This window comes from Paenibacillus sp. Leaf72, from assembly GCF_001422685.1.
Lineage (GTDB): Bacteria > Bacillota > Bacilli > Paenibacillales > Paenibacillaceae > Pristimantibacillus.
On record NZ_LMLV01000033.1, the window covers coordinates 256,743 to 282,374 of the forward strand.

Consider the following 25,632-nt stretch of genomic DNA (forward strand, 5'->3'; position numbering starts at 1 on the left):
CTTCATTCCTCCCCATATACTTTCAAATTGGTATATTCCGCAACGAGCGGCGCCATTTGCCGAAATCCGATTTTGCCAGCTCCGAGCAGCGGGCCATAAGCTACGCCGTCATCCTTCCATTCCAGAATAGGCAGCTCATTCATAGAAAAATAAATGCTCCCGCCCCGCTTCACAAGCAGCATGCGATAGCTTTCTGCGCAGTCTGCCGTCCCCGGCAGCGGATCGGCGCCTTGCGCCACGAGATGAAAGCCGTAGCTTTTGCGCAAATTGCAAGTATGGAACTGCCGTTCCTCCGGCCAGCGTCTGCGAAAATAAGCCAAATGCAGCGCATTTATATCGCCGTGATGATATTGCTCATAGGGGCCGTTTCGCGCAGCAAGCGCACAATCGAACAAATCCTCCCCGCTGCGCCCCTCCGCTGCAAAAAACAAAATCGCCAGCCCCGGCTCCGCTATCGGGCGAAAATCCCAAGCAATCGCCACATCCGCCGGAAAATGATGCGGGCACCATAATACAAAGTTCGCCTGCTGGCCTTCTGTCTCATCCCGGGCACTGGCTAGACGCAGCCGCTGCTGCGGAAAGGAGAGGACAGCATCCCCTTCCGCACGGAAACCGTTCATATCCTCCGCACAGCTCAGCGGATTGTCATAGATCAGCTTCCAGTGCGCTGGTATCATCGCCCGCTCAGCTCCTTCTGCTCCTGCGCTTCTGCCGCTGCACCGATCTGATCGGCCTGGCCATCGCCGCCTGTCCCTGGAGGCGCCAACTCCATAGCAGGCAGCGCCTCTGGGATCAGCTCCAGGCTAATGATCGTATTCAGCGACCACTGCGACGCCTCATTCGTATTGATCCAATCGATTTCCTTCATACTGCGGATGTTTTGGACAAGGGCAGCCTCGCCCAGCAAGTCCGTGCGGGCAAAAGCATTGCCCAGCAGCGTCTTCCAGGCAAAGGCTGCCGTTGCCGCATCTTGGCGGCGGAAAGCGCCGTAAGCGGTAATCGCAATGCTGAGGACCGGATGCTCAAAACGGCTGTCGCTGATTTCCCCGCCCGTCAGCTCATCCTTTTGCTCCTGCGTCCAGTTGTAATAAACGCCTAATTCACCCATCATATCTTCCCATTCCGGGTCCTTCAGCATCATCGCCAGCTCAAACCATACCTGCGGCGCACCCATGCATATGGCCAAATGGCGGCCATAATTGTCCTCGCCAAATGGCGTAAGCACATTGGTCGTCGGGTCATAGCCATATGTTGGCCCGGAGATGAGCCGATATTTCGCCTGCTTGACGCTGTTAATGCCGGTTACTATTTTATCCCGGTACAACGTATCCTCGAAGCGCTCCCAGCGCGTCATCCAGTTTGAACTGAACGCGGCCCAATCCGGCCCGACACGAATATGGGCCGGATGCTCGTCTTTTGGAAAATATGCGCGCATCGGGTCCAGCACCACCGTGCTGAAATCGGCGTCCTTTACCTCATCAAGCATATCGCCAATGCGCTCATCGGCGGTCAAATAATAGTAATAGCGGTGCAGCCCCGCCATCGCAATGCGCGCCTCCTTGCAGCCGCAGCCCCAATGAACCACGTTATGCCGCGAGCCAAGCCCGGCATATTCGCCAAAATGATACACATCCACCTCGCTCGTATGCCGCGTCATCGCCTCAGCCAAACGGAAAATATCCTCGCGCCCGCTGCGCATGAACATAAGCCACAGCCACATATTCGGCACCAGCTCTGAATTTTGCCATGCACAGCCGCCAAGATCATAGTTCCACACATGACGGACCGGATCATAGCTGTGCATGAAATCGCCAAAATCCCAAAAGCCGTACCAACGGCGCTGCTCCACCTCAGCCTGATAAAAGGCGACAATGCCATCCAGCCGCTCCTCTAGCTGCGCCTTTGCAGCGGTGCTGCGATCCGGCAAGCTCCAAATGCCGAAGGCACGTGCCTCATGCAAATGCTCCGGCTCGCATACAAGCTGGGAGGGCGACTGAATTTCCGCCAGCATATGCGCCAGCCCCTCTTCATTTGGCGTTGCCGCCGTGCACCAAAGCGTCAGCTCGCTCGTATTGGCAATGCCGTACGGCGTTGCCCGCAGCTCCTCCGAGCCCTCATAAGCCGATTCCACATACGTTTGTGTATCGTAATGCCGCAAATCCATCGCCGGCGCATCCGGCGACCAGAACCACACATTTAGCTCGGCCGAAGTCGAAGCTGTATGGCGAAGCTCCAGCGAGGCCGGATGCTTTTCCCAAAAATTCCGCATACCTGCAGCTAGGCCGCCGCCCTCGCTTCCGATATAGGCAAGCCCTTCCGCACGGCTTCCCTCACCCGCCTTCAGCCAGCTGCACTCCGCCTTCGTGCGTTTCGTCGCCACATAGTGATCCGCTGAATGCTGCACCAGCTTGAAATCATCCCAGACCGCCGAATTTTCCAGCAGCCCGAGAAAATAAGCATCCTCGTCCGCATCAAAAGCAACGGCTTCCCCCGCTACTTGCCGTTCAAACAGCTCGCGGTATTTGCCTTTCGTCCGCCGCGTATGCAGCGATTTCGGCGATTCCCGCAAAAAACCGCCGTCATTGCCCGCCAACCGGGCATGCCGATTGTAAAGCGGCCCCCGCATCGGTACAGCGAGCGACAGCCCCAGCCCTTTTATGTAATCCGCATGCGGATTGCCGTCATAGAAAAACGTGTGGACAAGGCGAATTGCATCCAGCCCCGCATACAAATAAAAGCGCAGCGTAAACGGTATCCATTCTCTGCTTGGACTGACTCTGACTACATTTTGCTGATTGGGCCTGTTCGGGTCAGCCGTTTGGCTTAAATTGTAGCTCGCGCGATGCTTGCCCGTCAGCTTAATGACCGCCCTGACCGGGCCGTCCTGCTCAACAGCCGCCGTATGAACAAAGCCGTGAAACGGCTCCTCGCGCAGCGATAAAGCGCCGTGCAGCTGGTTGCGGCTTTCCTTCAAGCACACCAGATCGCCGCCGCTGCACAGCTCCTGCTCCCCGCGCCTAATGCTGCGGATGATTCCTCTGCCGCTTCGTGCGAGCGTACAAACGATAACTCCTGTATCTACAATGATCGACTCGTCGGTTGTTACAACCTTTAGGATCGGCTGCTCGCTTTCGGCAGCCGCAGCTATCCCCTGAACCGGTGCCGCTGCCTGCTTTGCCAGCTCCAGCTGAAAGCTGCCCGCTGCGCCGGAGCCGACCGCCGCATGAGCGGACCATTTGATGCTGCCATCCGGCCAAAAGGCAGTAGGCCAGCTTTGCATCGGAAGTGCGGAAGCGCTTGCCGCATTTTCGATGCCTGCTGCCTCGCTATGCAGAATAAGCGAATCGCCGCGAAGCAATTCGCCTTCCTTCCAAGGAACACCCCATGTTAAACCGACAGGCGCAGCCGCCTGCTTACCTAGCCATTTGAGCTTGACACTCATGCTACCACCTCTTTCTTCTAAGCTTCTTTCTATACTAGAAGGATGGTAGTTTGCGGGCAATGACACTTTTTTGCTCCGAGACTCTTTTGCAATAAACGCCACTTAGCGGTCCAGATCGGGCATCCCAAGCGGGCCTTTCAAGGCTTGCACTTTCTTGCAAAGGCTTGAACTTTATTGTTTCAGCTATAGGCAGCAGTTGATGCCAGTTTTAGCATTGCGGCCGCTACCTAGCTACTTCTCTTGCTGCTTTTCTTGCTGCTTTTCTTGCAGAGCTCCTGCCTTGCTACTCCGCTTGGCTCAGCTCGCGATAGCGGCTTGGCGTCATGCCCTCCAGCTTTTTGAAGATGCGATTGAAATAGCTGTGCTGATAGCCGACGCGCTCAGCGACGTCATTAATTTTCAGCACGGACTCGCGCAGCAGCTCCTTCGCTTTGTCCATGCGCAGCCCAGTCAAATAATCGATGAAATTTTTACCCGTCACCTGTTTAAACGACTTGCTCAGGAAAAAAGGATTCATGCCGATATGCTCCGCGCAGCTGTCGAGCGATATATCGCTCATATAATGCTGCTGCAAATACAGCATCGCATGCTCGATCTGCCGCTTCACCTGGGCATTCGTCCGCTCGCCCAGCTCCCTAAGAAACGGAGCGGCAATCATGCCGCGGAACCAGTCCAATAGCAGCTCTGGCTCGCGAATTTGCGACAGCTGCTCGTAGCGGTTCGCACCCTTGAACAAGCGGTTCGGGGCGATGCCCGACACCATAATTGCATGCTGGACGGCGCCGAGCAAATGCAGCATGCCCTGCTGCACATCCATTTCCTTCGCCTCGGCGCTGGACAATGCTTGCAGAAACTGCTCCAGCAGCTCGTAAGCCTCCGCTTCACGCCCCGTCCGGAGCGCCTGTATAAACTCCCGCTCCAGCGTAAACGGATAGGCAGGCTCCGCTGCTGCGCTGCCCTGCTCTTCCAGCTGCTCCATATCAATGATTTGATTTTCCTGATCGTAGCGCCTGAAGCTGACCGCATGCTTCGTCTCTTCAAACAAATGCGGAATCTCTGTTATGCTCGCTGTATCCGGGCTGATCGCAATCGTCGCCCGCATATTAAGAATTTGGTTGAACGCCTGCATCGCCGCTTCGCTGAATGCATGCAGCTCCTCGCGATACGAGCGCCCTTCCGGCACAATAATGAGCAAGCCCGCTGCCAAATTATGAAAGTTAATCGTATTGCTCTGCTCAAAATAGGTGGCCGCAAGCTCCTCCATCATATTGACCGCCGCAAACGTCGCCAGCCCCTCATCGCCGTATTTGAATTTGCCCTCCAAATTAGCGATGCCGGTCAGCTTCATATATAGCACCATATAATGTGTGCCCGGCTCTATCTGCCATTTGTAACGCTCCATTCGGCGAAGCAGCTCCCCTTCGGAGTAATCCGCCAAATAGCCTTGCAGCAGCTGATGCAGAAAGCTCTCCTTCACATGAGGCAGCTGCTCCGAAAGCTTCGCATGCAGCTCCTCGCTTTCCCGGTGCAAATGCTGCCACTCCCGCTCGATCCACGTAAACTCGCAATCCGGCTTGCCTGCTGGCGCGCTTCGCTCCCGCAGCACCGTCATCAGGCGATTGACCGGGGAATATATGCTGCGCGAGGCAAGCCACGCTAGAATGGCCGCAAGCAGCAGTGCGCCAAGGCTGACCACAACAATGCTTTTCGAGACGACCATAACCGGCTCTGTAATGCCCGTAATCGGCGAAGCAGATACATAAGTCCAATTGTCTGAAATTCGTGACAGCTTGCCATAGGAAACCGCGTACGTCATGCCGCTCTCGCTGAACCGAAACAAAAATGAACCTTTATTCGAGCTCTCAGCAGCAACCGCCTCGTTTAAAGCGCTTACAAATTCAGAATTCCTGTCATTCCCGCTCGTGGATGCGTACAGCTCCCCATTATCCTGCATTAAATACGTTTCTCCGCCTTCACCGGGCGTCATCGTCCGCAGCATATCGCTAACCTTGTCGTTATCAAGCCTAATAAGCAGCGCTCCGAACGGATGCAAGCTGCCTCCAGGAACGTAATGCACAAGTGTCAGCTCTTTTTGGGACGGACGAGCCGCGTCAAAGGCCACCTGTGTCCAATAAGCTACTTTATCCGATTGGAGCAGCCCTTCATAGGCTTCTGCCTGTCCATCTCCTTGCAGCACGCCATATTCCGGCCCGAACAGCACATGCTGATCCCCGCCAAGATACAGCCCGACCTGCTTGTTCATCGTATTGGAGCCTTGCATGACCAGCAGCGTCTTCGTAATGTCACGCGCCTTCTCGAACTGCTGCACATAGTCCCGATTGCCGAGCGTATAATCGAATTTGGAATCGAATGCCCAGTGCGACAGCATCAGCTCCAAATTCGTCAGCTGCTCGTCAATGCTTTGCGCCCGCTGCTTAATTTGCTCATTATGCTGCTCCAGCAAGCGGTCCTCCAGTATGCCCCCAGCCAAAAAATAAACGAGCGCCCCGGTAATCAGTCCCGGAATGCTGCAAACGACGAGCAGCAAAATAAGATTTTTGCGATAAAATCTTCCTTTCGGACCCGCTGCTTTCCCCGCCCCCGGCATAAGCCTGGCTTTCATTCTTTTGATCATGAGCTCACCCACTAGCTGAAAATTAGGCGATTGCAACGAATCCCCTTTGTAAACGCATTCGCTAAGCAGGCTGAATTTCCTGCCAATCACGCTTCAATTTATTTATTTGTTACATATAATGGAATCGCATGGAACAGGAATAGACAGAAGACCGCTGCTATATGCGGTTCCTCTGCCTATTGCCCTGCCCGATCAGGCTATCAGCCTTGCGCGGCAAGCGTAAACGGCTGTCGCCGTCCTCTGGCGGCAAAGCTAGCGTTTCGCGCTGAAATATAAGCCCGTTATAAGGGTGTAACTTATAAATGCTTATATTTCATAAAAGCTCTTATTTACTTGCTGCATAAAGCTCGTTCATTTCCTTGGTTAAATCATCGCCGCCACTCGTTTTCCACAGCTTGATCGCGTCTTTAAAACCAGCCTCGTCGATTTGACCGACGATAAATTTGATCCGGGCATCATTCATAATATTGTCCAGCTGTGCGCCTTTTTGCGTATAAACGTCCGAGATGAAAGGCTCTGCCGGATTCGTCACGATAAGCTGTTCATTTTCCTTCTGCACCTCAGTCTGCTTGATGCGCAGCGGCGTCTGCTTCACTTTTGTCGACTTGTCCTCTGGAATAAAGCTGAGCATCTGATTGAGCCCCTCGACCTCGGATTCCAGCAGCGCTGCATCCTTGCTCGGCTCAAGCGCACCATCCACGATCGTATGATGCTTGTTTTCAATGCCATACCCTAGCAGCGTCTGCATTTCCGGTTCGCTCAATTGATCCATGAACGCAAGAATTTGCTTCAGCTCCTCCTCGGTTTTAACGGACGATTTAGGGAAAGCCAGCAAGCCGGCAAAGCCGGACGTTGGCAGCGTATGAACCTGTCCATCCGTTCCTTTCACCCCGCCAAACACATCCATATAATGCACATCCGGCTGGTCTTTGCCCGCTGCCGCAAGCGCAGCATGAATTTTATCGTCGGCCCGCGCCGCGCCGTCCACGACGTCCACTATGACGCCAGCCTGATTATTAACAAGCGGATCATTCCATTTCGCCGAATCCATAATGGCAAAATCCTGATTAATCAGCTTTTCATCGTACAGCTTTTTCATAAATTTAAGCGCTTCCAAATACTCGGGCGTGTCATAATCGACAACGAGCTTGCCATCCCGCTCGCCCCATTTGTTCGGTGACCCAAACCACAGCTTAATCGTATCGAAGCCGCTTGCCCACTGTCCCGTCCATTTGACCATGACCATGCCGTACGTATCGTCCTTGCCGTTTTTGTCCGGGTCCTTCTCCTTGAACGCCTTCAGCATATTGTAAAAATCATCAATCGTTTGCGGTGTTTGAAGGCCGACGGCATCGAGCCAATCCTTGCGGAAAAATACCCCATTGCGACCAAGGGCGCGTCCGCGGTACAGACCGTAATTTTTGCCATCAACCGAGGAGTTGTTTAAAATAACCGGGTTCGCCTGGCTCAAATTTTTGTAATCCTTCAAATAAGGCCCGATTTCCCAAAACGCGCCGGACTTCGCGGCATTAACGAAGCTCGGTGACTTCACATCTGGCACATACATAATATCCGGCAGCTTGCCCGAGGCGAGCGTAATATTAAATTTATCCGTATAAGAGGCGTTCGGCACCCACTCAAAATGAATGTCGGTATTCGTCCGTTTCTCGATTTCGGCTGCTACCGGACTATCATCCTTCGGGAAATTCGTTTTAAAAATCGGCAGCATAATATTGAGCTGCAGCGCCTTCTCGGCTGCCGGGCTCTCACCTGCTGCAGTCGGTGCAGCAGACGAACCTCCCGTACTGCCTTCGGCATTTCCTCCCTGCTGCGAGCAGCCTGCAATTACGGCTCCCGCCATTGAACCAACGAGCAGCATGGGCAGCAAACGTTTTCTCTTTCCTTCTTTCTTTCTCATCGCTGACGCCTCCCTTAATCATTTATCATATATGGTAAAATACCAAACCGCCAGCTACTTGCGCGCTAAATCGGCTTGTTTGTGTTGCCTCACGGAAACAGCTCTGACGTGCCTTCGCCATTAGCCCTTAATGGAGCCAATCAGCACGCCTTTGGCAAAATGCTTTTGCAAAAACGGATACACGAGCAAAATCGGCACGGTGCCGACGACGATAACCGCCATCTTGATCGATTGGTCGGGCGGCTTGACGAAAGACGGATCCATCGCATTAACGTCGCCTGCCGCAGCCTGTGACAGCAGAACAATTTGACGCAGCAGCACTTGAAGCGGCCATTTTTGCGGATCATTTATATACAGCAGCGCCGCGAAAAAATCATTCCAATGCCCTACCGCATAAAACAGCGTGAAGGTCGCAAGCACTGGCTTTGAGAGCGGCAAAACGATGCGCCACAGCAGCCCCAGCTCCGTACAGCCGTCAATGCGGGCCGCTTCCTCCAGCCCCGGCGGCAGCTCCTGGAAAAAGTTTTTAATAATGATCAGGTTGAAGGCGCTAATCGCCCCCGGTATAATGAGTGCCCAATAGGAATCGAGCATCCCCAGCTCGCGAATGACCAAATACGTTGGGATCATGCCGCCGCTGAACAGCATCGAGAAAATAACGAGATTCAGCACGACATTGCGGCCCATCAAATTGCGGCGTGCCAGCGGATAAGCCATCGTGACCGTGAAGAACAGGTTCACCAGCGTCCCGAACGATGCGATAAACAAGGAAACGCCAATGCTTTTCATAATCGTATTCGTAGAAAAAATAAATTCATATGCCGCCAGCGAAAACGTCCTTGGTATGAGAAACACCGTACGCTGGGTCAGCTCCGCATCGGTTGCGAACGAGCCCGATATGACGAAAATAAACGGCAGCACCGCCGCCAGCGCACAGACGCTGAGCACGATATAATTCGCAGTATCAAACACTCTGCTGGATACGGTATTGTAATGCTTAGCCATTTTTTCAAGGCCCCCTTCTTCCATACTGTATAATATATTGGTGTTCAAGAGGCTGCGCTGCATGAAAAGATTGACCTCCGATCGCTATCGCTTCTCCGATTCAATCTTTTCATTCCGCTACTCCTTTTTCACCATGCTTTTAGCTAGTACAGCCCCGACTGACCAAAGCGCTTCGCCAAATAGTTCGCCCCGACGACAAGCACGACGCCGATCAGCGATTTGAACAGCCCAACTGCGGTACTGTAGCTGAATGCGCCTTGGGTAATTCCCATCATGTACACATACGTATCGAATACTTCTGCCGCCTGCCGGTTGAGCGGGTTCAGCATGAGATAAATTTGTTCAAAGCCATTTTCAAGAATGTTGCCCATGCGTAAAATAAGCAAAATCACAATCGTGCTGCGTACTGCCGGCAGCGTAATATGCCAAATTTGACGCCAGCGATTCGCGCCATCCATCGTGGCGGCTTCATATTGTTCCATATCTACACCTGCAAGCGCAGCGAGAAAAATAATCGTCCCCCAGCCGCATTCCTTCCAAATGGTTTGCATAATGATCAGCGGCTTGAACCATTCGGGTGTGGCGAGAAATTCGATTTTGTGCCCGGTATACTGCTCCAGCACTTCGTTGACAGGGCCCCCGGCCGTCGTCAAAAATACATACGTCATACTCGCCACAATAACCATGGAGATGAAATGCGGTACATAAATCATCGTCTGCACCGTGCGTTTGAAGAGCGCAAAGCGTATTTCATTCATCAATATCGCCAGCACGATCGGTGCCGGGAAGAAAAATACTAAATTGTATAAGGAAAGCAGCAGCGTATTGCGCAGCAGCATAAAAAACTCGGGATTGGCAAAAAACAGCTTAAAATGCTCCACTCCCACCCACTCGCTTTTCAAAAATCCGGTAAACGGCTGGAAATTTTTGAACGCCAGCAGTACGCCCCACATGGGCACATATTTAAATACGATAAAATAAAGCAAGCCTGGCAGCAGCAATATGTACAGCCACTTGTCTTTCTTAAGCCGCCCCAGCACGCTTGGACGATAGTCCCGGGACGGCTGCTTGCCAGCTTCCGGCATAACCGCCATTTGTTTCATCCTCGCTCACCTCCAGCTTTCATTCGTTTACTTTTGTCCTGCCGCGTCGTTGGCCTCACTTATCACACTAATCTCAATCGGCCTCACTCATTTGCGGTGTAGCCTTAGTATGCGGGCAGCTCGCATTTTCCCGCAATTAGACATTCTTGAACCGCGCTGCTATGGGGTTTTTGGGCGTTTCGCCAAGAAAGTGCAAACCTGTGCAAAAGGTATTAAACCCGCATATTAGCCCTGTTAAAAAGTCCGATTGCCAGTCGGCAGCAGCGCCTATTAAAGTACAAAGTAAGATCAACGGAAAGGCGTGGGTTTAGATGAAGGGACCGCTGGAAGGAAAGCTGTATCATGGGGCGGCACTGTATCCTGAGCTTTGGAATGCTGATGTGCTTGCGGAGGATATGGCTTTAATGAAGCAGGCTGGCATTAATGTCGTGCGAATGGGCGAATTTATTTGGTCCAAGCTGGAGCCTGAGGAAAATCGGATTGACATTCGGTTTTTGGCTGAAATCATCCAGACGCTGCATGAAAATGAAATCGATACAATCATGTGCACACCGACAGCGACTCCACCGATTTGGCTATCGCATGGACATCCGGAGCGGCTGTTCGTCAATGAGAAAGGCGAGACGCTGGGACATGGGTCGCGGCAGCATGCGTGTACGAACAACGCCTACTTTCGCGGGCGCTCGGCGATCATTATTGAGCGTCTCGCTCAAGAGCTTGGCGGGCTGCCGGGCTTGATTGGCTGGCAGCTCGACAATGAGTTCAAGGCGCATGTAGCCGAATGCATGTGCGCAGCATGCTTGCAGCTGTGGCATAGCTGGCTGGAGCAGCGGTATGGAACGATTGAGCAGCTGAATGAAGCGTGGGGCACCCATATTTGGAGCGAATATTATAATCGCTTTGATCAAATTCCACAGCCGGGCGCAACGCCATTTCTGCATCATGCGTCGCTGCAAACGATGTATCGGCTGTTCTCGATGGAGAAGCTTGCAGAATTTGCTGAGGAGCAAATTGCCGTCATCCGGCGCCACTCGGCGCTGCCGATTACTCACAACAGCAGCATCGCCTTCCATGTGGATATTGAACGGCTGTTCCAGCAGCTGGATTTCGGCGCCTATGATACGTATGCGTCCAGCATCAATTGGCCGGCCTACTTGATCAACTGCGACTTATGGCGCAGCGTCAAGCGCGGCAAGCCGTTCTGGGTTATGGAGACGAGCGCCAGCTACAGCGGCTCGCTTGAGAGCTATGCGACACCTCACCCGGATGGTTATGTGAAGGTGGAAGCAGTCGCCGCTTATGCACTGGGCGCGGGAGGCTTCTGTTATTGGCCTTGGCGTCAGCAGCGTGCAGGCAGCGAGCAGCCGCATGGCTCAGTCGTAAGCGCTTGGGGCAAAAAGACGATTGGCTACGCCAATGTCGTGCAGGTTGAGCAGGCGCGGCGCGAGCTGGAGGACATTCTGCTTGCAACCTCGCCCATGCAGGCTGAGCTGGCGATGACGTATTCGGATCGCGCCAAAGCCTACTTGCGTACCGAGCCGCTGCGCAAGCTGAATCATCGCGGGCTCGTCACCGATTTTTATGCCCGGCTGGTCGCGCTCGGCATTCATCGCGACTTAATTATGGAAGGCAGCGAGCTCGGCGGATACAAGCTGCTGCTTACGCCATTCATGCCCTACTTGCCGCCGGACTACATCGACCGTGCCCTCGCCTTCGTTCGGGAAGGCGGCATTTGGATCGCGGGCCCGCTTACGGGCGGCCGGACGGAGCATCATACTTGGCATACCGATGCCGCTTTAGGAAAGCTGGAGGAGCTGGCTGGCGTGGAGGCTACGTTCGTTTATCCGATGGACGGAACGAATGCGTATGGACAAGCATTCGGCCTCCAGGCCCCGCTTGGCATGTGGAGCTCGGTGTTTGAGCCCCGGGGAGACAACGACCTCTCTGGCGGCGCATCCGCTTCTGACAGCGATGGCCAGGCAACCGCAATCGGCTGCGTTCAGCGTGGGCTGACGCCAGGCGCCGCGTTTATAACCGAGCGCCGCATCGGTCAAGGCAAGCTTGTCATGCTTGGCTCCATGCCGCAGGGCGATGAAGGGGATGCGATGCTGCGGCGCATGCTGCTGCATTATGCCGATGAAGCGGGTGTCACGCTGCGGTTTGAAGCTACCGAAGGCACCATTGTCGCACCTAGGCAGGGGGATGGCTATGTCATCTGGGTCATTATTAATATGGATGGTGCTGGCGGTACCGTTACACTGCCGCGTGCAGGCGTAGACGCCTTGACTGAGGCTGCCATTGCCGCTGGCCCGCTTACGGTGGGAAGATATGAATATAGGGTCGTTCGTTTTTAATATAATCAAGTTAATTCTGATAAATCTTCACAAAATAATGGATATAAATGCACAAAAAACAGCAGCGGAGTAGGGCAGAAACTTGTGTCCTACTCCGCTGCTGTTTTTTTGTTTCAATGTAACCACGTAGTTAAGCCTGACGTTAGAGTTCTTCATCATCATTTTCAGGATTCAAATAGGATAACCATTTTCAGCCATTCCCCTGGCACTCTCTTCTGGATTTTTATCATCATGAATAGGAGCCTCTACCGAAAGACAGCTTCTTGCATAGTCCTGGCGGACACAGCAGCCGCTATTTCAACCGAATTAAGGGTTATGGCAGGGGCTGCGGACTCAGGAGACGCTAATGCGCTGTCAATGACCATTTTGACGGAATAATGAGGGCTATAACGGCTTTCCTGTCCGCATACAGCCTCAAATCATCTCATAAATCAGAATAGCGGAACCTCAGTCCTCTGAAAATCTGTCGTTTGATTTATCCATTTACAATTGAAATGAGCTCAGACAGCTGCTGAATTTCAAAATCCGGTTTAACCGCGGTCATATTGCTCTTCTGGTGCGGATTAAACCAGCACGTAGCAATGCCGCTGTTGATGCCTCCCTGCATATCGGAGGTCAAGGAATCGCCGATGATGATAATTTTGGACGGGTCAGTTGCACCCAGCTTCGCAAACGCATAGTCAAAAATGCCTTTATGCGGCTTCTGATATCCCGTCTCCTCCGATACGATAATATGCTCAAAAAAAGGATTCAGCCCCGCTTTGCCAATACGCGACAGCTGCACCTCGAGAATGCCGTTCGTAATAACCGCCATTCGGCAATGCCCATGTAGACTGCTGCACAGCTCTACAGCACCTTCAATCAGAAAGCTGCCCTCGCCTAAATAGTCCAAATAGCAGGCGCTGAATTCATCTGCTGCGATGTGAGGATTATTTTCAGCAAAAAGCTGTCTAAACCGCTCCTGTTTCAGCTCCTCCAGCGTCACCTTGCCCTGCTCAAAATCCAGCCACAGCTGCTGGTTAATCATGCGATAGCGTTCTACATAGTCGCTGCCTGCAAGCGTAATGGCATAGTCCCGACAGGAGCTTGTGAAGGCGTGAGCCTCCGCCTGACCATAATCGAGCAGCGTATCGTCGATATCAAACAAAATAATATCGTATTTCATATTCGCTTTGCTTATTTCCACCTGCATAAACACTCCTTCGGCTTGTTAGCGGGAGCCGCCGCGGGGAGCGGAAACATTTTTCTCCAGCGCATACAGCTCGTCTTCCATCGCTTGCATTCGTTCGACAACCGTCTTTCTCGCATCCTGAATCGCCTGATTATAGACATGCGGACCGAGCAGCGCAACCATATGGTCAAGCAGCTGTTCCGCTGCTATAGAGCCGATTTCCTCCGAACGCTCCAGCTCAAAATAGTGCTGTACCTGCTCAATCAGCTGCTGCTTCTGCTCTCTTTGCCATTTTAGCTTCATCATCGCTTAAATCTCCTCCAGCTCACCGCGCATCATTAGAACGGCTTGTCCGCTTAATTGAACGCGATCCATTGTATTTTTCACCTTTACAAAACCGCCTCGAGCCGACGCTTGATAACCGACCAGCTCGTCCTTGCGCAGCCGCTTCGCCCAATAAGGCGCCAGTGCGCAATGCGCCGAACCTGTCACTGGGTCCTCTTGCACGCCCCCTTTCGGATAAAAAGCCCGCGATACAAAGTCGTATGCTGCCTGGCCTTCAGCGCGAGCTGTCACAACAACACCACGCCCATCCAGCAGGCGCAGCTGTGAGAAATCCGGCTTCAGTGCGCGCACGGTCTGCTCGCTGTCTACTTCAACGACATAATCCATACGGTTGCGTCCCGTATATCGCGGAATGAGCCCAAGCCCCTCAATAAGCGCCTCGGGCGCTTTCGCCGGAACTGGCGGCTCCGAAGGGAAGTCCATCGTCATTTCCGCCTCATCTTCCCCTAGCTCTACAGTCAGCACGCCGCTTCTCGTCCAAAAGGCTGCCGCCTGATTCGGACTTAGCCGCTCCGTCTTCCACAATACGAAAGCTGCAGCGAGCGTAGCATGCCCGCATAAATCGACCTCGCTCGCAGGCGTAAACCATCGCAGCTCATAACCGCCCTCGCGCGGGGCCACAAAAGCCGTCTCGGACAAATTCATCTCCGCCGCCACTTTTTGCATCCACCGTTCATCACTCAGCGCCTCCAGCAAGCATACCGCTGCCGGATTGCCGCCAAATGCTTCTCTCGTAAATGCATCTACTATATAAATAGGTACCATGTACGCCTCAGTCCCCTTCCTGCTCGTGTTTAATCACCAAATAAAAAGGAGGCGTCCCGCTGAGGACTCCTCTCCTATTATAACGCATCTAATTTGTGCGGCACAGCTTGTTCTAATCGGCAAGCGGAATAAGAAGCTCAACCGCTTCCTCCTCCAAATGCTGCTCCTGAATATAAAAAACTTCAAGTGCGACAGCGCTCTGATGCTTCTCAAGCTCCTGCTCGTTCATCCAGGCGAATAGCTGCTCGTAGGCTTCTCCAATTCTCTTGTTCGTTGATGCAACCATCGCATAACGATGGGTTGGGATGGTGAACTGCACCATGCCATCCGGCACGTCCTCTGACGGCGGCATTTCGTAGCAGGCCCAATAAGTGGCAAATACTTCGTTGCCAAAATACGGGCTGTACAGCAGCGGCGCCTTCGACGTGGTATTTAGCTCATGCTTGCGGGCTAGAAACTCGCTTTGCAGGCGAATCGCCTCATCTGGAAAAGTAGAATACGGACCACAATAACTAATCCCTACTAAATGAAGCGTTGGCTTCGTAATAATTGAGCAGTTGTCCACGCGAATTCCCCCTTTTCATCGGTCAGAACAGTTGCGTTAGGATGAGCTTTCACCCGCCAATAGTGTAACATGATTGCCCTAGAGAGCGGTAGCCCTTTATCCCAAATGGGCAGCATGGCTCAGCTGCAGCACAGGCAGCAGCTCTATCCGTTCATGGGTATGCTCGTGCACCAGCCATCGCTCCTTCATATGGTCGATGAACAGCACGCCGTCCAAATGGTCTATTTCATGCTGCATGCAGCGGGCGAGAAAGCCTTCACCGTGAAAAATAACACTTTCGCCCGCTCGGTTTAGGCTGCGCACCGCAACCTTCTCCGCTCGGCTCACCCGCCCGTAGTAGCCTGGAAATGACAAGCAGCTCTCCGCTCCCGTCTGCTCGCCCTCCATCGCTATAACTTCAGGATTAATGAGCTCGATCAGTCCGTCGCCGCAATCCATAACAACGACTCTTCTTAAAATGCCGATCTGGGGAGCAGCTAATCCCGCCCGTCCTTCACTTTCATATAACGTATCTGCCATATCACTAAGCAGCTTTAGTATTCTCGCATCTACCGCTTCAACAGGGCGCGCTTTTTTTCGCAATATCGGGTCACCGAACGGCAAAATAGCTTTAATGGTCATTTGGTCAAGCTCCTTTCGTTTTGGCGGGCGGCGTATGCACCCATAGCACACTCGGCGAGCAATCCAGCGCCGTGCAAAGCGCATCCAGCGTATCCGCCTTCATTTGTTTCGGCTGCCCGGTGAGCAGCGCACTAATCGAAGGGGCAGACAGGCGATAGTCCGCTTTCTCCTCAAGCAGTCGCGCCAATGCCGCACCAGACCAAATGCCCCGCTCTGCCATGACCTCCCGAAGCATCCACTCTAGCATATGATTCTCCTCCTTTTATAGGTACATAATTGTAGGCAACAGCTTATTTTATTAGGTATTGCCTAATATATCATAAAAGCAATCTGGCTGCAGCTGCTTTTTCATTTTCGTTTAAGCAAGCTAGTATATGATAGGCACGCTCCCCTACCTTCTATGAAAAGGCGTGTGAACCGCATGGGCTTCGACGATTTATTTTCCTCATTCCCTTTTCTACATACGAAACGATTAACGCTGCGCCAAATGGCTGTACAGGACGCCGAGGATTTGCATGCTTTTTATTCCGATACGAAGGTGACGCGGCATTTGGACTGGCTCGGGCCAGACTCCATTGAAGCTTCCAAAATGCTAATAGACTCCTGGAACAAAGCTTATGCAGAGCGCAAGCTCATTCCATGGGGCATTACGCTGCAAGACTGCTCCCCTATTTTGGGAACGGTGATGCTGATGCCGACAAGAGGGACGTTTGAGGAAGCGCCCCGTTATCCGCTCACACTAGGCTATGACCTGAATCCCGCTTATTGGAATCAGGGCATTATGTCCGAAGCGCTTCAGGCTGTTATGCATTTCAATAACAAGCATATTCACGCACGCCGCATTCAAGCCGAGGTCCATCCTGAAAATGCTGCTTCGCTGAACGTTTTGAAAAAGCTTGGTTTTCAGCAGGAGGGCGTGCTGCGGCAGTACTTAATGCATGAGGCTACTAAAAATTTTCTCGACGTCATTGTTCTGGCCATGCTATTTAGTTAATTAATCAATGAAAAAAAGCATTCGGTTGCAATAACCGAATGCTTGATAAATGATAGGAATAGGCTTAGAAATTAAAAACAAAATCATCGTCATTGAGCTGCTCGACGTGAATCGTCCGTACGTAGCCATTGCCTTTTTTGGAGAAGAAATCATGCTGCTTTGTGTGTGTGCTGATGCCATTGAATACGATTGGATTGACCGGCTCATCTGGGAACACACCGTCAAAGCCAAGATTCATCAGCGCTTTATTCGCATTATAACGCACATAAGTTTTTACTTCTTCCTCTAGGCCAAGCGGCGAATACAGCGAGTCGGTATAAATAACCTCGTTTTCGTACAGGTCGTTAAGCAGTTGATCCAGCTCAGCCTTAAGCGAAGTCTGCTCCTCTGGCGTGAAGGTGTTAAACAGCTCCTGTGCCAGCACGCCAACGTACAAGCCGTGGATGCTCTCGTCACGCAAAATAAGGTCGATAATTTCGCCGCTGCTCGTCATTTTGCCTTGACCTGCCAAATAAAGCGGATAGAAGAAGCCGCTGTAAAACAAGTAGCTTTCCAAAAATACGGAAGCGGCCATTGCTTTATACAGTTCTTGCTTCGTGCTAATGCCTTCATACCACGAGGAAATAAGCTCCGCTTTTCGTTGCAGCTGCTCGTTTTTCTCTACCCATTGGAAAATCTCGTCGATCTCCTCCGTAGACGCAAGCGTTGTGAAAATGCTGCTGTACGATTTCGCATGAATTTGCTCCATCATCGACATAAAAGACAGCACCGCTTTGCGCTGCAAACCATCCACATGCTCCAAAATCTTCGGCATGCCAATACCGCCCTGAATCGTATCCAGCAGCGTCAATCCGCCAAGCACGTTTTTATATAAGCTGCGCTCGGCATCGCTCATTTCCATCCAATCCATTTTATCATCGGATAGAGGGATTTCTTCGTCCGTCCAGAATTGCATTACGTTCTGCTGCCAGAACGTCAGCGTAAAATCATCATCCGGGCGGTTCCAGTTAACTGCCTTCATTATATATTAGGCTCCTTTGTAAAAGGCTGCGTGACGGCACATAGAGCGGCCGCCCCACAACCTTATCTTTTTGCGCAAATCTATTTTCTTTTTTTAAACCGCGCAGCTTGTGCACTCTTCTACGGATAGACGTTTCGTTCTTGTGTAATAGAGCGACTTCAATCCTTTATGCGCTGCATAAATGTAGAAGCGGGCAAGCTCCCGAGTTGTCACGTTGCTGTTGACATGCAGAACCGTCGATATGCCTTGGTCCACATGCTGCTGAATTTCTGCAATCAGGTCAATAAGCTTGAACTGATCGATATTGTAAGCCGATTTGTAATAGAAGAAATTGTCCTGCGACAAAAACGGCATTGGATAATAAGTTGTCGAGTTCGCATACGTCCGCGTCTCAATATGCTCAACGATCGGCATAACGCTCGATGTCGCATTTTGAATGTACGAAATGCTTTGCGTTGGCGCGATAGCCAGACGGTAAGCGTGGTAAAGGCCGTGCTGCTGTACTTTCGCCTTAAGCGCAGTCCAGTCCTCAGGGGATGGAATTTCCATACCTTCGAACAAAGCTTTCACCGCAGCGCTGACCGGACGGAAATCCGTCTCTTCATAACGCGAGAAGTAAGTGCCCTTCGCATATTCGGAACGGTCAAAATCTTTGAACGTTTCGCCGCGTTCTTTGGCAATTTCCATACTTTGCTCCAGCGAGTAGTAGTTCATCATCATGAAGAACGTGCTGGCGAACTCCTTCGCCTCATCGCTTTCGTAAGCAATGTGGTTTTTCGCCAAATAGCCGTTCAAGTTCATTGCGCCAAGGCCGACGGAATGAAGCTCTTCGTTCGCTTTGCGTACGCCTGGAGCGTTGTCGATTTTCGAAAGATCGCTGACTGTCGTAAGCGCCTCGATCCCAACATGAACCGATTCCTTGATCTTCTTAAGCTCCATGACGTTTACGATGTTCAGCGATGCCAAGTTGCAGCTAATATCGCGCTGAATCAGGTCATCCGTGCCGTAGTCGTTAATAACCGATGTCTCCTGCAGTTGGAAAATTTCCGTGCAAAGGTTCGACATCTTGACGCCGCCCACATCTTTAAGCGCATGAACGCGGTTCGCATTCGATTTGTTCATAATGTAAGGATAGCCGGATTCCAGCTGGATCGAAGCGATCTTGGTCATCATGTCGCGTGCGTTCATGACGATTTTCTTTTTCACTAAATCGTTCGCAAGCAGCTCCTCGTACATTTCATCCATGTCCATATCGTCCAAATATTTGCCATAGGCTTTGTGGACGGAATGTGGTCCGAAGACGTACAACGGCTTGTTTTGCGCAGCAAGCTCATAAAACTTGTTCGGTATAATAAGGCCGATCGACAGCGTTTTGATCCGCGTTTTCTCATCGGCGTTAATTTTTTTGCAATCGAGGAACTCAATAACGTCCCAGCCAAAAATATTATAATAGCCTGCGCCAGAACCTTTGCGCTGTCCCATTTGATCAGCATAGGAGAATGCATCCTCCATCAGCTTAAGGACAGGCATAATGCCTTTCGCCGCACCCTCGACGCCTTTGATTGGCTCGCCGCGTCCGCGCAGCTTCGAGAGGTTGACCGCTACGCCGCCGCCGATTTTGGACAGCTGCATGCACGTGCCAATGACATAGTTGATGGAATTGAGCGAATCGTCCATTTCCAGCAGGAAGCAGGATACCATCTCGCCGCGGCGGCTTTTGCCCGCATTAAGGAAGGTTGGCGTTGCCGGCTGCAGCCGCTGCTCAATCATCGCTTCAGCAATGCGCAGCGCTCTCGCTGCGTCGCCTTCGCCCAAATGAAGCGCAACAATCGCAACGCGGTCTGGATATTGCTCCAAATATTGCAGCTTGTCGTTCGTTTTCATGGCATAGTCTTTGTAGAATTTGGAAATTGCCATATACGACTGAAACTGGAAGCTGCTGTTTGCCGTTAAATCAAATACAGCCTCAACTTGCTCATATGTATAATGGTCAAAAACGTTATCGTAGTAGTCATTGCCGATCAAGTAGTCAAGCTTCTCCTGGAGCGAGGCGAACTTCACGCTCTTCTGCTCAACTTCCTCCATAAATGCTGCTACTGCCTCTTTATCCTTGTCCAACTGGTAAAAGCCGTCAGCTCCGCGCTGCATCAGCTCATTATTCAACTCAATATGCTTCAATGGTTCGCACCCTTTCAACAAAGTTTTCCGTATCGTATTTCGTTCCGGACAACTCAAATTTAGAAATAACAGGGACATTGTATAGCTCGGCAATCGTATCTGCGCTTTTGGCAAAGCCCGTTCCCCAATTGCGGTTGCCGCTGGCGGATACGCCGCGAAGATGTTTGCTGTTGCGCTTCAGGAACGACATGACCCGTTCTGGCACCTGTCCGAAACCTGTTGTATACGTGATGAGAACGAACGGCTCTTGGACCGCTTCCTGCTCTTCAATCGGCATAACGCGCATATTCAATTTGTTGATAAATCTTTTGACGTTGCCCGTCTTGGAATCATAGACAACCAGCATATATTTCTCTCTCCCCTACCGGATATCAGCAATAGAAAAGCGCTTCTGACCCTGAAAAAGCGTCAAATGCGCTAGTAGACTTAAAGTGTCGATTTCCGTGCTACACAACAAGATGTAGTTGCTGAATTTGATTCTACATCAATATATAGGTGGAGTCAAATGAAAAAATACGCCTATCTATGAGACCCGGTTTTAGGCCACTCGACTATTTTAACAGATACGGATATGATGTGGTAGAGTCATTTTTAATTGATACGGAGGTTAATATGAACGAAATTTTAACGCCTGAACAGCTCCGCGAGGCAGTGCATAAGCTATTTAAGGATGCCGGATATACGAATCCCGAGCTGCTGGAAAGCATCGAATTATTAGCGGCAGAGAACGATCGCTTGAAGCAGGAAGTTAAAAAATGGCGGCTCGCTGCTGCACGTGGGGCAGCCGCAGGCACTTCCATGAACAGCCGTTTGAAGGACGCGCTTCGAGAATAATTTTTGATAAAGCAATTCAAAAAGCATACATCCTTCACATTGCATCGCAGGGTAATCCTGCTAAAATGATACAGGCACACATGGACTCAAGTGTAAGGGAGAAATAGGCCATATGGATAGAGGTTGGATTACGGTCATTATTGGCCCAATGTTCTCGGAAAAATCCGGCGAGCTCATACGGCGCTGTCATAAATTGCTGCAATATGGCCGCAAAAAAGTAAGAGCGTATAAGCCTGCGGAAGATAATCGGTTCAGCAGCGAGGAAATTGTAAGCCGCATTGGCTACCGGCTGCCAGCCTTCAACATTCCGAAGGAGCTTACGCCCGAGATGGCGGAGCGCATTTTGCAGGATACGAAGCATGCCGACGTCGTCGCTTTCGACGAGGTGCAGTTTTTCTCCAAAACGATCATCCCTCTTGTAGAGGAGCTTGCCTATAACGGCAAACAGGTCATTGTAGACGGCCTTAACATGGATTACCGCGGCAAAGCCTTCGGCTATATCGGCGGGCTGCTTGCCATTGCAGACGAAATCGTAAAGCTGACTTCCTTCTGCGCAGTATGCGGCGATGCGAACGCAGCGTTCACGCAGCGCGTCATTAACGGCCAGCCAGCGACGCTGGGGCCAGTCATTTTAATCGGCGATACGGAGAGCTACGAGCCCCGCTGCCGCCATTGCTTCGTCCCTCCGCATAAAGCGGTGGAAGAAGCGAGTGAAGAGCATACAGACGCTGCTGCGCAGCTCTGATTGCAGGGAAACATACTGTAGCGAAAATGCGACAGCCGATCTCCCAGCAACTGTAATACGAGCACAAAAAAGGCTTGTACGGCCGCTCTGCTCCTGTTGAGCATGACGGCCGCGCAAGCCTTTTGGCGTTCCAGCAGAACGCCGCAATATCATTTTACCGCTGCAAAAAAAAGCCGCTCGGAGTGCTCGCCTTGGGGCTGCAGCTTGAAATCGGCAAAACGCTCGACCTTGCTGAATCCGGCTGCGTGCAATTGCTCCGCTATCCAGTCCGCCTCATAAGCCCGCTGCACATGCATTTCTTCAAAGCGGCGAAACCGCTCGCCGCCTTCATGCGCAAAAATCGTCAAATGATGCTCAATTTCGCAGCGCTCCTCATCCAGCTCGCATGTCCAAATGTAGGCAGCCCCGTCCTCGTCCAGCACGAATGGCTGCTCCTCCGCATAACGAATGAGCTGTGCCTTCGGATGCACATCGAACAGAAATACGCCGCCAAGGCGAAGCGCCGCGTATACCGCCTCGAAAGCGGCGATTACATCGGCTTCCTCCGTCAAGTAATTGACGCAGTCGCAGAACGATATAACCGCGTCCACAGGCGCGCCCAGATCCAATTCCCTCATATCCTGCTGCAGCCAGGTTGCTGTGCCTGCACGTGCGCCTTGGACGGCAGATAGCGCCTCATCCCATTTGCTGCGTGCCACAGTCAGCATATCCTCAGATAAATCGATGCCGTACACTTGCATGCCGGCCAAAGCCAGCGGTATCGCAATAGAGCCTGTCCCACAGCCAAGATCGGCAATAACAGAAGGCTTGCCATAACGCTCCCAGCATTGCTGTGTGAACCACAGCCAATCCTCGTAAGGCATGTCGCTCATAAGCTCATCGTATACCGCAGCGAACTCGCCATATGACTCCACCTAGAAAGCCCCTCCTTAATCCTCTGATGAGCCTTCGGAAGCAGAAGCTTCGCCATCGTTCGACTTGGCAGCATCGCCTGCTGCGCCATTGTCTCCTGTCGCTTCCACTAGATAGGTCCAGTTGCCCTTCTGGGTAATAAGACGCTCGCGCATCAGCTTGCCGATCGCACGCTTAAATGCCGATTTGCTAATGCCGAATTTTTGCTTAATAATGCCCGCTTCCGTCTCATCGGAATAAGGCATGCCGCCGCCCGGACGCTCCTTCAAAAAGGCGAGCAGACGATCGGCATCTTCAAGGCGGCCCACTTCCTTCTGCTGGCCCATCGACAAATTCACCCGTCCATCCTCGCGGATAAAGGTAATCCGGGCCGAGACACGCTCGCCAAGCCGAAGCGGGCGCAGGCGATCCGGTGCCGGAATAAGACCGTAGGCGCCGAAGCCGACAACGCCGCCATCAATTAGGACAAACGACCCCATTTGCAGCGATTTCGTTACCCAGCCTTCGATCCATTGGTTGCGCCAGGAATCTGGTGCAGCAAATACGAGCGGCCCAAGCTCATCCTCGCCCGCAAGCCGGGCAATAAGCCTGCCGCTTTTGTCATGGCCCAGCACAATGTGAACCTCATCGCCTGGCAGCGGACGATAATCGATATTTTCCGGCAGCTCCGAAAGCGGCAGCAGCAGCTGACGGCCAAGACCAATTTCAAGAAAGCAGCCCAGCCGCGGATGGACATCGGCAACCTTAAGCCGGGCCATCTCGCCGAGCTTCACCAGCGGACGCTTCATCGTCGCCGCCAGCCGATCCTCGGTATCAAAAAATATAAATACTTCAACCTCATTGTTAACTTTAGGCTTGCTGCCGACCAGCTCCGTATAATGCATCAGCACCTCGGATTCGCCATCGGTCAAAAAATAGCCGTAGGGCGACACTTCACGTGCCACCCTTAGCGTTATTGTCGTACCGGCGATCAAGCTCATGCGAACTCCACAACTTTGGCGTCAGACCACAGCTTTTCAATGTTATAATACTCACGCTCATCGCGGTGGAATACGTGAACAACAACATCGCCAAGGTCAATCAGCACCCAGCGTGCGGAATCCATCCCTTCAATGCCGCGTACGCGTACGCCGCGCAGCTCCGCGGATTTGCGGATTTCCGTCACAATCGCCTGTACCTGTGTATCCGAATTACCCGAGCAGATTACGAAATAATCCGCTACCAGGGAAATTTCCTGCAAATTCAAAGCTACAATACGCATAGCCTTCTTATCTTCCGCTGCAGCAACCGTTGCTTGCAGAAGCTCCTCCGAATGTACCGTCATAACTCAGCCTCCTGTTTTTAACTCTTCTATTAAACCATTACGTGCATCTATTGTCAGTGGAAAAATGGCCTTGCCTTTTTTGAGCAGCAGCAGGATGGTCGAATCAAACCCCGCAAGCAGCGCTTGCTCCAAGCTCTCCTTGCTCAGCCTGCGAATGTCGTCAACACCGGGAAAATCGCGCCCAGGCTCCATATAATCCGCGAGGCATACGACCTTGTCCAGCCGCGTCATCGCAAGGCGTCCCGAAGTATGGAAGCGAATGGCATCCAGCACCAGCGTATCTGTCACGCCATATTCATGCTCCGCCACCCAGGCGCCCACCTCGGCATGCCATAAATTTTTATCCTGATCAAGCAATTCAGGCGCCAGCTGCTGATCGCGCAGCACCTTCTCCATGCGGTCGACCGGCCAATATTTCGCCACATCATGCAAAATCGCCGCCAGCTCAGCCTGCTCCGGGTTTTCCCCGAACCTTACCGCCAGCTGAACCGCCGTTGCCATCACGCCTTCGGTATGCTTCCAGCGTTTCTCGGGCATTTGCGCTTTCACCGACTCAATCATTTGATCGCGCTCCATAAAGGCCCCTCCCTGTAATAAAATGAAACACAGCTTCCGGTACGAGATAGCGGAAGCTGCCGCCAGCTTGAATCGCTTCGCGAATCGCCGTAGATGAAATGCCGATTGGCGGCATATTGATATACGTCAGCCGCTGCTGCAAGTAGTCCGGCAGCTCGCCGGCTTCCGATTCCGTGCCTTCTCGATTAAGCCCGATGAAAGCAACCCGCTCCGCCAGCTCCTCAATCCGGTGCCACCCGGGCAAATCATTGATCCGGTCAGTTCCAATAATATAGGAGAAGGAATCGTGCGGATGCAGCTGCCTCAGCTCTAGAACCGTATCAATCGAATAACTGAGCCCGCCTCTTGCAAGCTCTATATCCAATGCCCGAAAATGCGGATTGCCTTTTATAGCTTCCTGCACCATCTGCAGCCGCAGCTCGCTGTGCTCGCCAGGCTCATGGCTTTTAAGCGGAGGCAAAAACGAGGGAATAAACCACACCTCATCCAGCCCGCAGCTTGTGCGTGCTGTTTCTGCGGCAATGAGATGTCCGAGATGGATCGGGTCGAACGTTCCGCCCATAATGCCGATTTTACGCATAGCCGCAGTCCTCCTTATCTGTAGACTTCACACTTAGTCATTGCGGCGAAATAAGTACCGCTAGATACTTGCCAGCAAAAGCGGCAAGGTGAAACGGCTTCCGCCGCCGTCTGGCGGCGCGGCGCGTTTCAGTCCGAGAAATATCTTTCCTATATTTGAACAAATTGCGGGCACTCATTTCCTCGCAAGCCTTTAGCGTCCCACTTTGACAGCTGGCAATTCGATTTTGCGGTTTTTCTCTTCCGATGCGCGTTTGTAAAGCACAATCGTTTTGCCGATAACCTGTACCAGCTCGGCTTTAGCTGCTGCTGCTACTTCAACCCCGATTTCCTTCGGATCATCCATGCAATTGTTCAGCACGGACAGCTTGATCAGCTCGCGAAGCTCAATCGATTCATTAATATGACGTACAAGATGGTCATTCGTTCCACCTTTGCCGACTTGAAAAATCGGCTGTAAATGATGCGCCATCGCGCGCAAATAACGTTTTTGTTTCCCTGTAAGCATCGCTCTATGTTCCTTCTTTCAAATAGTAATAAGAAAA

The 25,632-nt window shown here is 52.1% G+C and carries 25 protein-coding genes; 4 read left to right on the plus strand and 21 right to left on the minus strand.

Annotated elements, in window-relative coordinates; genetic code table 11:
- Window positions 1-2 precede the first annotated feature (2 nt).
- The 6 genes from ASF12_RS28470 to ASF12_RS28495 form a co-directional block, all read right to left on the minus strand.
- Complete coding sequence (locus ASF12_RS28470) at window positions 3-677, minus strand: DUF1961 family protein (protein WP_056041901.1); 675 nt, start codon at window positions 675-677, stop codon at window positions 3-5.
- Window positions 674-3,442 (minus strand): exo-rhamnogalacturonan lyase family protein, encoded by a 2,769-nt coding sequence (locus ASF12_RS28475; protein ID WP_056041903.1) that lies wholly within the window; start codon window positions 3,440-3,442, stop codon window positions 674-676. The genes ASF12_RS28470 and ASF12_RS28475 overlap by 4 nt, the downstream gene beginning before the upstream one ends.
- Before the next feature lie 283 nt (window positions 3,443-3,725).
- Window positions 3,726-6,077 (minus strand): helix-turn-helix domain-containing protein, encoded by a 2,352-nt coding sequence (locus ASF12_RS28480; RefSeq protein ID WP_235533311.1) that lies wholly within the window; start codon window positions 6,075-6,077, stop codon window positions 3,726-3,728.
- A gap of 325 nt (window positions 6,078-6,402) precedes the next feature.
- Window positions 6,403-7,995, minus strand: coding sequence for an extracellular solute-binding protein (locus ASF12_RS28485; protein WP_056041906.1), 1,593 nt, complete (start codon window positions 7,993-7,995; stop codon window positions 6,403-6,405).
- 120 nt (window positions 7,996-8,115) lie between these two features.
- Entirely contained in the window at window positions 8,116-9,000 is an 885-nt protein-coding gene (locus ASF12_RS28490; RefSeq protein ID WP_056042092.1) for a carbohydrate ABC transporter permease, read from the minus strand.
- A gap of 143 nt (window positions 9,001-9,143) precedes the next feature.
- Window positions 9,144-10,085 carry an ABC transporter permease gene (locus tag ASF12_RS28495; protein WP_235533315.1) on the minus strand — a complete coding sequence of 314 codons (942 nt, stop codon included), beginning with the start codon at window positions 10,083-10,085 and terminating at the stop codon, window positions 9,144-9,146.
- Between the two features lie 329 nt (window positions 10,086-10,414).
- Between ASF12_RS28495 and ASF12_RS28500 the strand changes: the two genes are divergently transcribed.
- On the plus strand, window positions 10,415-12,457 hold the full coding sequence (locus ASF12_RS28500) for a beta-galactosidase (RefSeq protein WP_056041910.1): 2,043 nt from the start codon (window positions 10,415-10,417) through the stop codon (window positions 12,455-12,457).
- Between the two features lie 475 nt (window positions 12,458-12,932).
- Here the strand turns inward: ASF12_RS28500 and ASF12_RS28505 are convergent, their stop codons facing one another.
- The 6 genes from ASF12_RS28505 to ASF12_RS28530 all read right to left on the minus strand — a co-directional run bounded on the left by ASF12_RS28505 (window position 12,933) and on the right by ASF12_RS28530 (window position 16,171).
- Window positions 12,933-13,622 carry a YjjG family noncanonical pyrimidine nucleotidase gene (locus tag ASF12_RS28505; RefSeq protein ID WP_056042093.1) on the minus strand — a complete coding sequence of 230 codons (690 nt, stop codon included), beginning with the start codon at window positions 13,620-13,622 and terminating at the stop codon, window positions 12,933-12,935.
- Between the two features lie 45 nt (window positions 13,623-13,667).
- Window positions 13,668-13,934: a DUF2164 domain-containing protein gene (locus ASF12_RS28510; RefSeq protein ID WP_056041912.1), complete on the minus strand. Its 267-nt coding sequence runs from the start codon at window positions 13,932-13,934 to the stop codon at window positions 13,668-13,670.
- Between the two features lie 3 nt (window positions 13,935-13,937).
- On the minus strand, window positions 13,938-14,738 hold the full coding sequence (locus ASF12_RS28515) for a PhzF family phenazine biosynthesis protein (protein ID WP_056041915.1): 801 nt from the start codon (window positions 14,736-14,738) through the stop codon (window positions 13,938-13,940).
- 112 nt (window positions 14,739-14,850) lie between these two features.
- Entirely contained in the window at window positions 14,851-15,303 is a 453-nt protein-coding gene (locus tag ASF12_RS28520) for a GyrI-like domain-containing protein (protein ID WP_056041917.1), read from the minus strand.
- A gap of 96 nt (window positions 15,304-15,399) precedes the next feature.
- Window positions 15,400-15,924, minus strand: coding sequence for a peptide deformylase (gene def, locus ASF12_RS28525; RefSeq protein WP_056041919.1), 525 nt, complete (start codon window positions 15,922-15,924; stop codon window positions 15,400-15,402).
- 4 nt (window positions 15,925-15,928) lie between these two features.
- The gene (locus tag ASF12_RS28530; protein ID WP_056041921.1) at window positions 15,929-16,171 is read right to left on the minus strand and encodes a helix-turn-helix domain-containing protein; all 243 of its coding nucleotides are present in this window, start codon (window positions 16,169-16,171) and stop codon (window positions 15,929-15,931) included.
- Window positions 16,172-16,345: 174 nt separating this feature from the next.
- On the opposite strand from ASF12_RS28530, the gene ASF12_RS28535 reads away from it, so the two are divergent.
- Window positions 16,346-16,918, plus strand: coding sequence for a GNAT family N-acetyltransferase (locus ASF12_RS28535; protein ID WP_056041923.1), 573 nt, complete (start codon window positions 16,346-16,348; stop codon window positions 16,916-16,918).
- Between the two features lie 64 nt (window positions 16,919-16,982).
- On the opposite strand, the gene nrdF is transcribed toward ASF12_RS28535, so the two are convergent.
- The 3 genes from nrdF to nrdI form a co-directional block, all read right to left on the minus strand.
- Window positions 16,983-17,939, minus strand: coding sequence for a class 1b ribonucleoside-diphosphate reductase subunit beta (gene nrdF / locus ASF12_RS28540; RefSeq protein ID WP_056041925.1), 957 nt, complete (start codon window positions 17,937-17,939; stop codon window positions 16,983-16,985).
- 93 nt (window positions 17,940-18,032) lie between these two features.
- A complete protein-coding gene (nrdE, locus tag ASF12_RS28545) occupies window positions 18,033-20,117 on the minus strand; it encodes a class 1b ribonucleoside-diphosphate reductase subunit alpha (RefSeq protein ID WP_056041927.1) in 2,085 nt (694 codons plus the stop codon).
- The gene (gene nrdI, locus ASF12_RS28550; protein ID WP_056041929.1) at window positions 20,104-20,463 is read right to left on the minus strand and encodes a class Ib ribonucleoside-diphosphate reductase assembly flavoprotein NrdI; all 360 of its coding nucleotides are present in this window, start codon (window positions 20,461-20,463) and stop codon (window positions 20,104-20,106) included. Before nrdI ends, nrdE begins: the two co-directional genes overlap by 14 nt.
- Window positions 20,464-20,729: 266 nt before the next feature.
- Between nrdI and ASF12_RS28555 the strand changes: the two genes are divergently transcribed.
- On the plus strand, window positions 20,730-20,951 hold the full coding sequence (locus ASF12_RS28555; protein ID WP_056041931.1) for a hypothetical protein: 222 nt from the start codon (window positions 20,730-20,732) through the stop codon (window positions 20,949-20,951).
- Between the two features lie 112 nt (window positions 20,952-21,063).
- Window positions 21,064-21,696 carry a thymidine kinase gene (locus tag ASF12_RS28560; protein WP_056041933.1) on the plus strand — a complete coding sequence of 211 codons (633 nt, stop codon included), beginning with the start codon at window positions 21,064-21,066 and terminating at the stop codon, window positions 21,694-21,696.
- 149 nt (window positions 21,697-21,845) lie between these two features.
- On the opposite strand, the gene ASF12_RS28565 is transcribed toward ASF12_RS28560, so the two are convergent.
- From ASF12_RS28565 to yhbY, 6 genes are all read right to left on the minus strand, one after another.
- Complete coding sequence (locus ASF12_RS28565; protein WP_056041935.1) at window positions 21,846-22,610, minus strand: class I SAM-dependent DNA methyltransferase; 765 nt, start codon at window positions 22,608-22,610, stop codon at window positions 21,846-21,848.
- Between the two features lie 15 nt (window positions 22,611-22,625).
- On the minus strand, window positions 22,626-23,588 hold the full coding sequence (locus ASF12_RS28570) for a CvfB family protein (protein ID WP_056041938.1): 963 nt from the start codon (window positions 23,586-23,588) through the stop codon (window positions 22,626-22,628).
- Window positions 23,585-23,932 carry a ribosome silencing factor gene (gene rsfS, locus ASF12_RS28575; protein WP_056041940.1) on the minus strand — a complete coding sequence of 116 codons (348 nt, stop codon included), beginning with the start codon at window positions 23,930-23,932 and terminating at the stop codon, window positions 23,585-23,587. Before rsfS ends, ASF12_RS28570 begins: the two co-directional genes overlap by 4 nt.
- Before the next feature lie 3 nt (window positions 23,933-23,935).
- Complete coding sequence (gene yqeK, locus ASF12_RS28580) at window positions 23,936-24,508, minus strand: bis(5'-nucleosyl)-tetraphosphatase (symmetrical) YqeK (protein ID WP_056041942.1); 573 nt, start codon at window positions 24,506-24,508, stop codon at window positions 23,936-23,938.
- Entirely contained in the window at window positions 24,486-25,088 is a 603-nt protein-coding gene (gene nadD / locus ASF12_RS28585; RefSeq protein WP_056041944.1) for a nicotinate-nucleotide adenylyltransferase, read from the minus strand. Before nadD ends, yqeK begins: the two co-directional genes overlap by 23 nt.
- 192 nt (window positions 25,089-25,280) lie before the next feature.
- Window positions 25,281-25,595 carry a ribosome assembly RNA-binding protein YhbY gene (gene yhbY / locus ASF12_RS28590; protein WP_056041946.1) on the minus strand — a complete coding sequence of 105 codons (315 nt, stop codon included), beginning with the start codon at window positions 25,593-25,595 and terminating at the stop codon, window positions 25,281-25,283.
- Between the last annotated feature and the right edge of the window lie 37 nt (window positions 25,596-25,632).

Bases quoted from the DNA above. Each gene is read 5' to 3' on its own strand.
- ASF12_RS28470 (WP_056041901.1), bottom strand. From the start codon at position 677: ATGATACCAGCGCACTGGAAGCTGATCTATGACAATCCGCTGAGCTGT.
- ASF12_RS28475 (WP_056041903.1), bottom strand. From the start codon at position 3,442: ATGAGTGTCAAGCTCAAATGGCTAGGTAAGCAGGCGGCTGCGCCTGTC.
- ASF12_RS28480 (WP_235533311.1), bottom strand. From the start codon at position 6,077: ATGATCAAAAGAATGAAAGCCAGGCTTATGCCGGGGGCGGGGAAAGCA.
- ASF12_RS28485 (WP_056041906.1), bottom strand. From the start codon at position 7,995: ATGAGAAAGAAAGAAGGAAAGAGAAAACGTTTGCTGCCCATGCTGCTC.
- ASF12_RS28490 (WP_056042092.1), bottom strand. From the start codon at position 9,000: ATGGCTAAGCATTACAATACCGTATCCAGCAGAGTGTTTGATACTGCG.
- ASF12_RS28495 (WP_235533315.1), bottom strand. From the start codon at position 10,085: ATGCCGGAAGCTGGCAAGCAGCCGTCCCGGGACTATCGTCCAAGCGTG.
- ASF12_RS28500 (WP_056041910.1), top strand. From the start codon at position 10,415: ATGAAGGGACCGCTGGAAGGAAAGCTGTATCATGGGGCGGCACTGTAT.
- ASF12_RS28505 (WP_056042093.1), bottom strand. From the start codon at position 13,622: ATGAAATACGATATTATTTTGTTTGATATCGACGATACGCTGCTCGAT.
- ASF12_RS28510 (WP_056041912.1), bottom strand. From the start codon at position 13,934: ATGATGAAGCTAAAATGGCAAAGAGAGCAGAAGCAGCAGCTGATTGAG.
- ASF12_RS28515 (WP_056041915.1), bottom strand. From the start codon at position 14,738: ATGGTACCTATTTATATAGTAGATGCATTTACGAGAGAAGCATTTGGC.
- def (WP_056041919.1), bottom strand. From the start codon at position 15,924: ATGACCATTAAAGCTATTTTGCCGTTCGGTGACCCGATATTGCGAAAA.
- ASF12_RS28530 (WP_056041921.1), bottom strand. From the start codon at position 16,171: ATGCTAGAGTGGATGCTTCGGGAGGTCATGGCAGAGCGGGGCATTTGG.
- ASF12_RS28535 (WP_056041923.1), top strand. From the start codon at position 16,346: ATGGGCTTCGACGATTTATTTTCCTCATTCCCTTTTCTACATACGAAA.
- nrdF (WP_056041925.1), bottom strand. From the start codon at position 17,939: ATGAAGGCAGTTAACTGGAACCGCCCGGATGATGATTTTACGCTGACG.
- nrdI (WP_056041929.1), bottom strand. From the start codon at position 20,463: ATGCTGGTTGTCTATGATTCCAAGACGGGCAACGTCAAAAGATTTATC.
- ASF12_RS28555 (WP_056041931.1), top strand. From the start codon at position 20,730: ATGAACGAAATTTTAACGCCTGAACAGCTCCGCGAGGCAGTGCATAAG.
- ASF12_RS28560 (WP_056041933.1), top strand. From the start codon at position 21,064: ATGGATAGAGGTTGGATTACGGTCATTATTGGCCCAATGTTCTCGGAA.
- ASF12_RS28570 (WP_056041938.1), bottom strand. From the start codon at position 23,588: ATGAGCTTGATCGCCGGTACGACAATAACGCTAAGGGTGGCACGTGAA.
- rsfS (WP_056041940.1), bottom strand. From the start codon at position 23,932: ATGACGGTACATTCGGAGGAGCTTCTGCAAGCAACGGTTGCTGCAGCG.
- yqeK (WP_056041942.1), bottom strand. From the start codon at position 24,508: ATGGAGCGCGATCAAATGATTGAGTCGGTGAAAGCGCAAATGCCCGAG.
- nadD (WP_056041944.1), bottom strand. From the start codon at position 25,088: ATGCGTAAAATCGGCATTATGGGCGGAACGTTCGACCCGATCCATCTC.
- yhbY (WP_056041946.1), bottom strand. From the start codon at position 25,595: ATGCTTACAGGGAAACAAAAACGTTATTTGCGCGCGATGGCGCATCAT.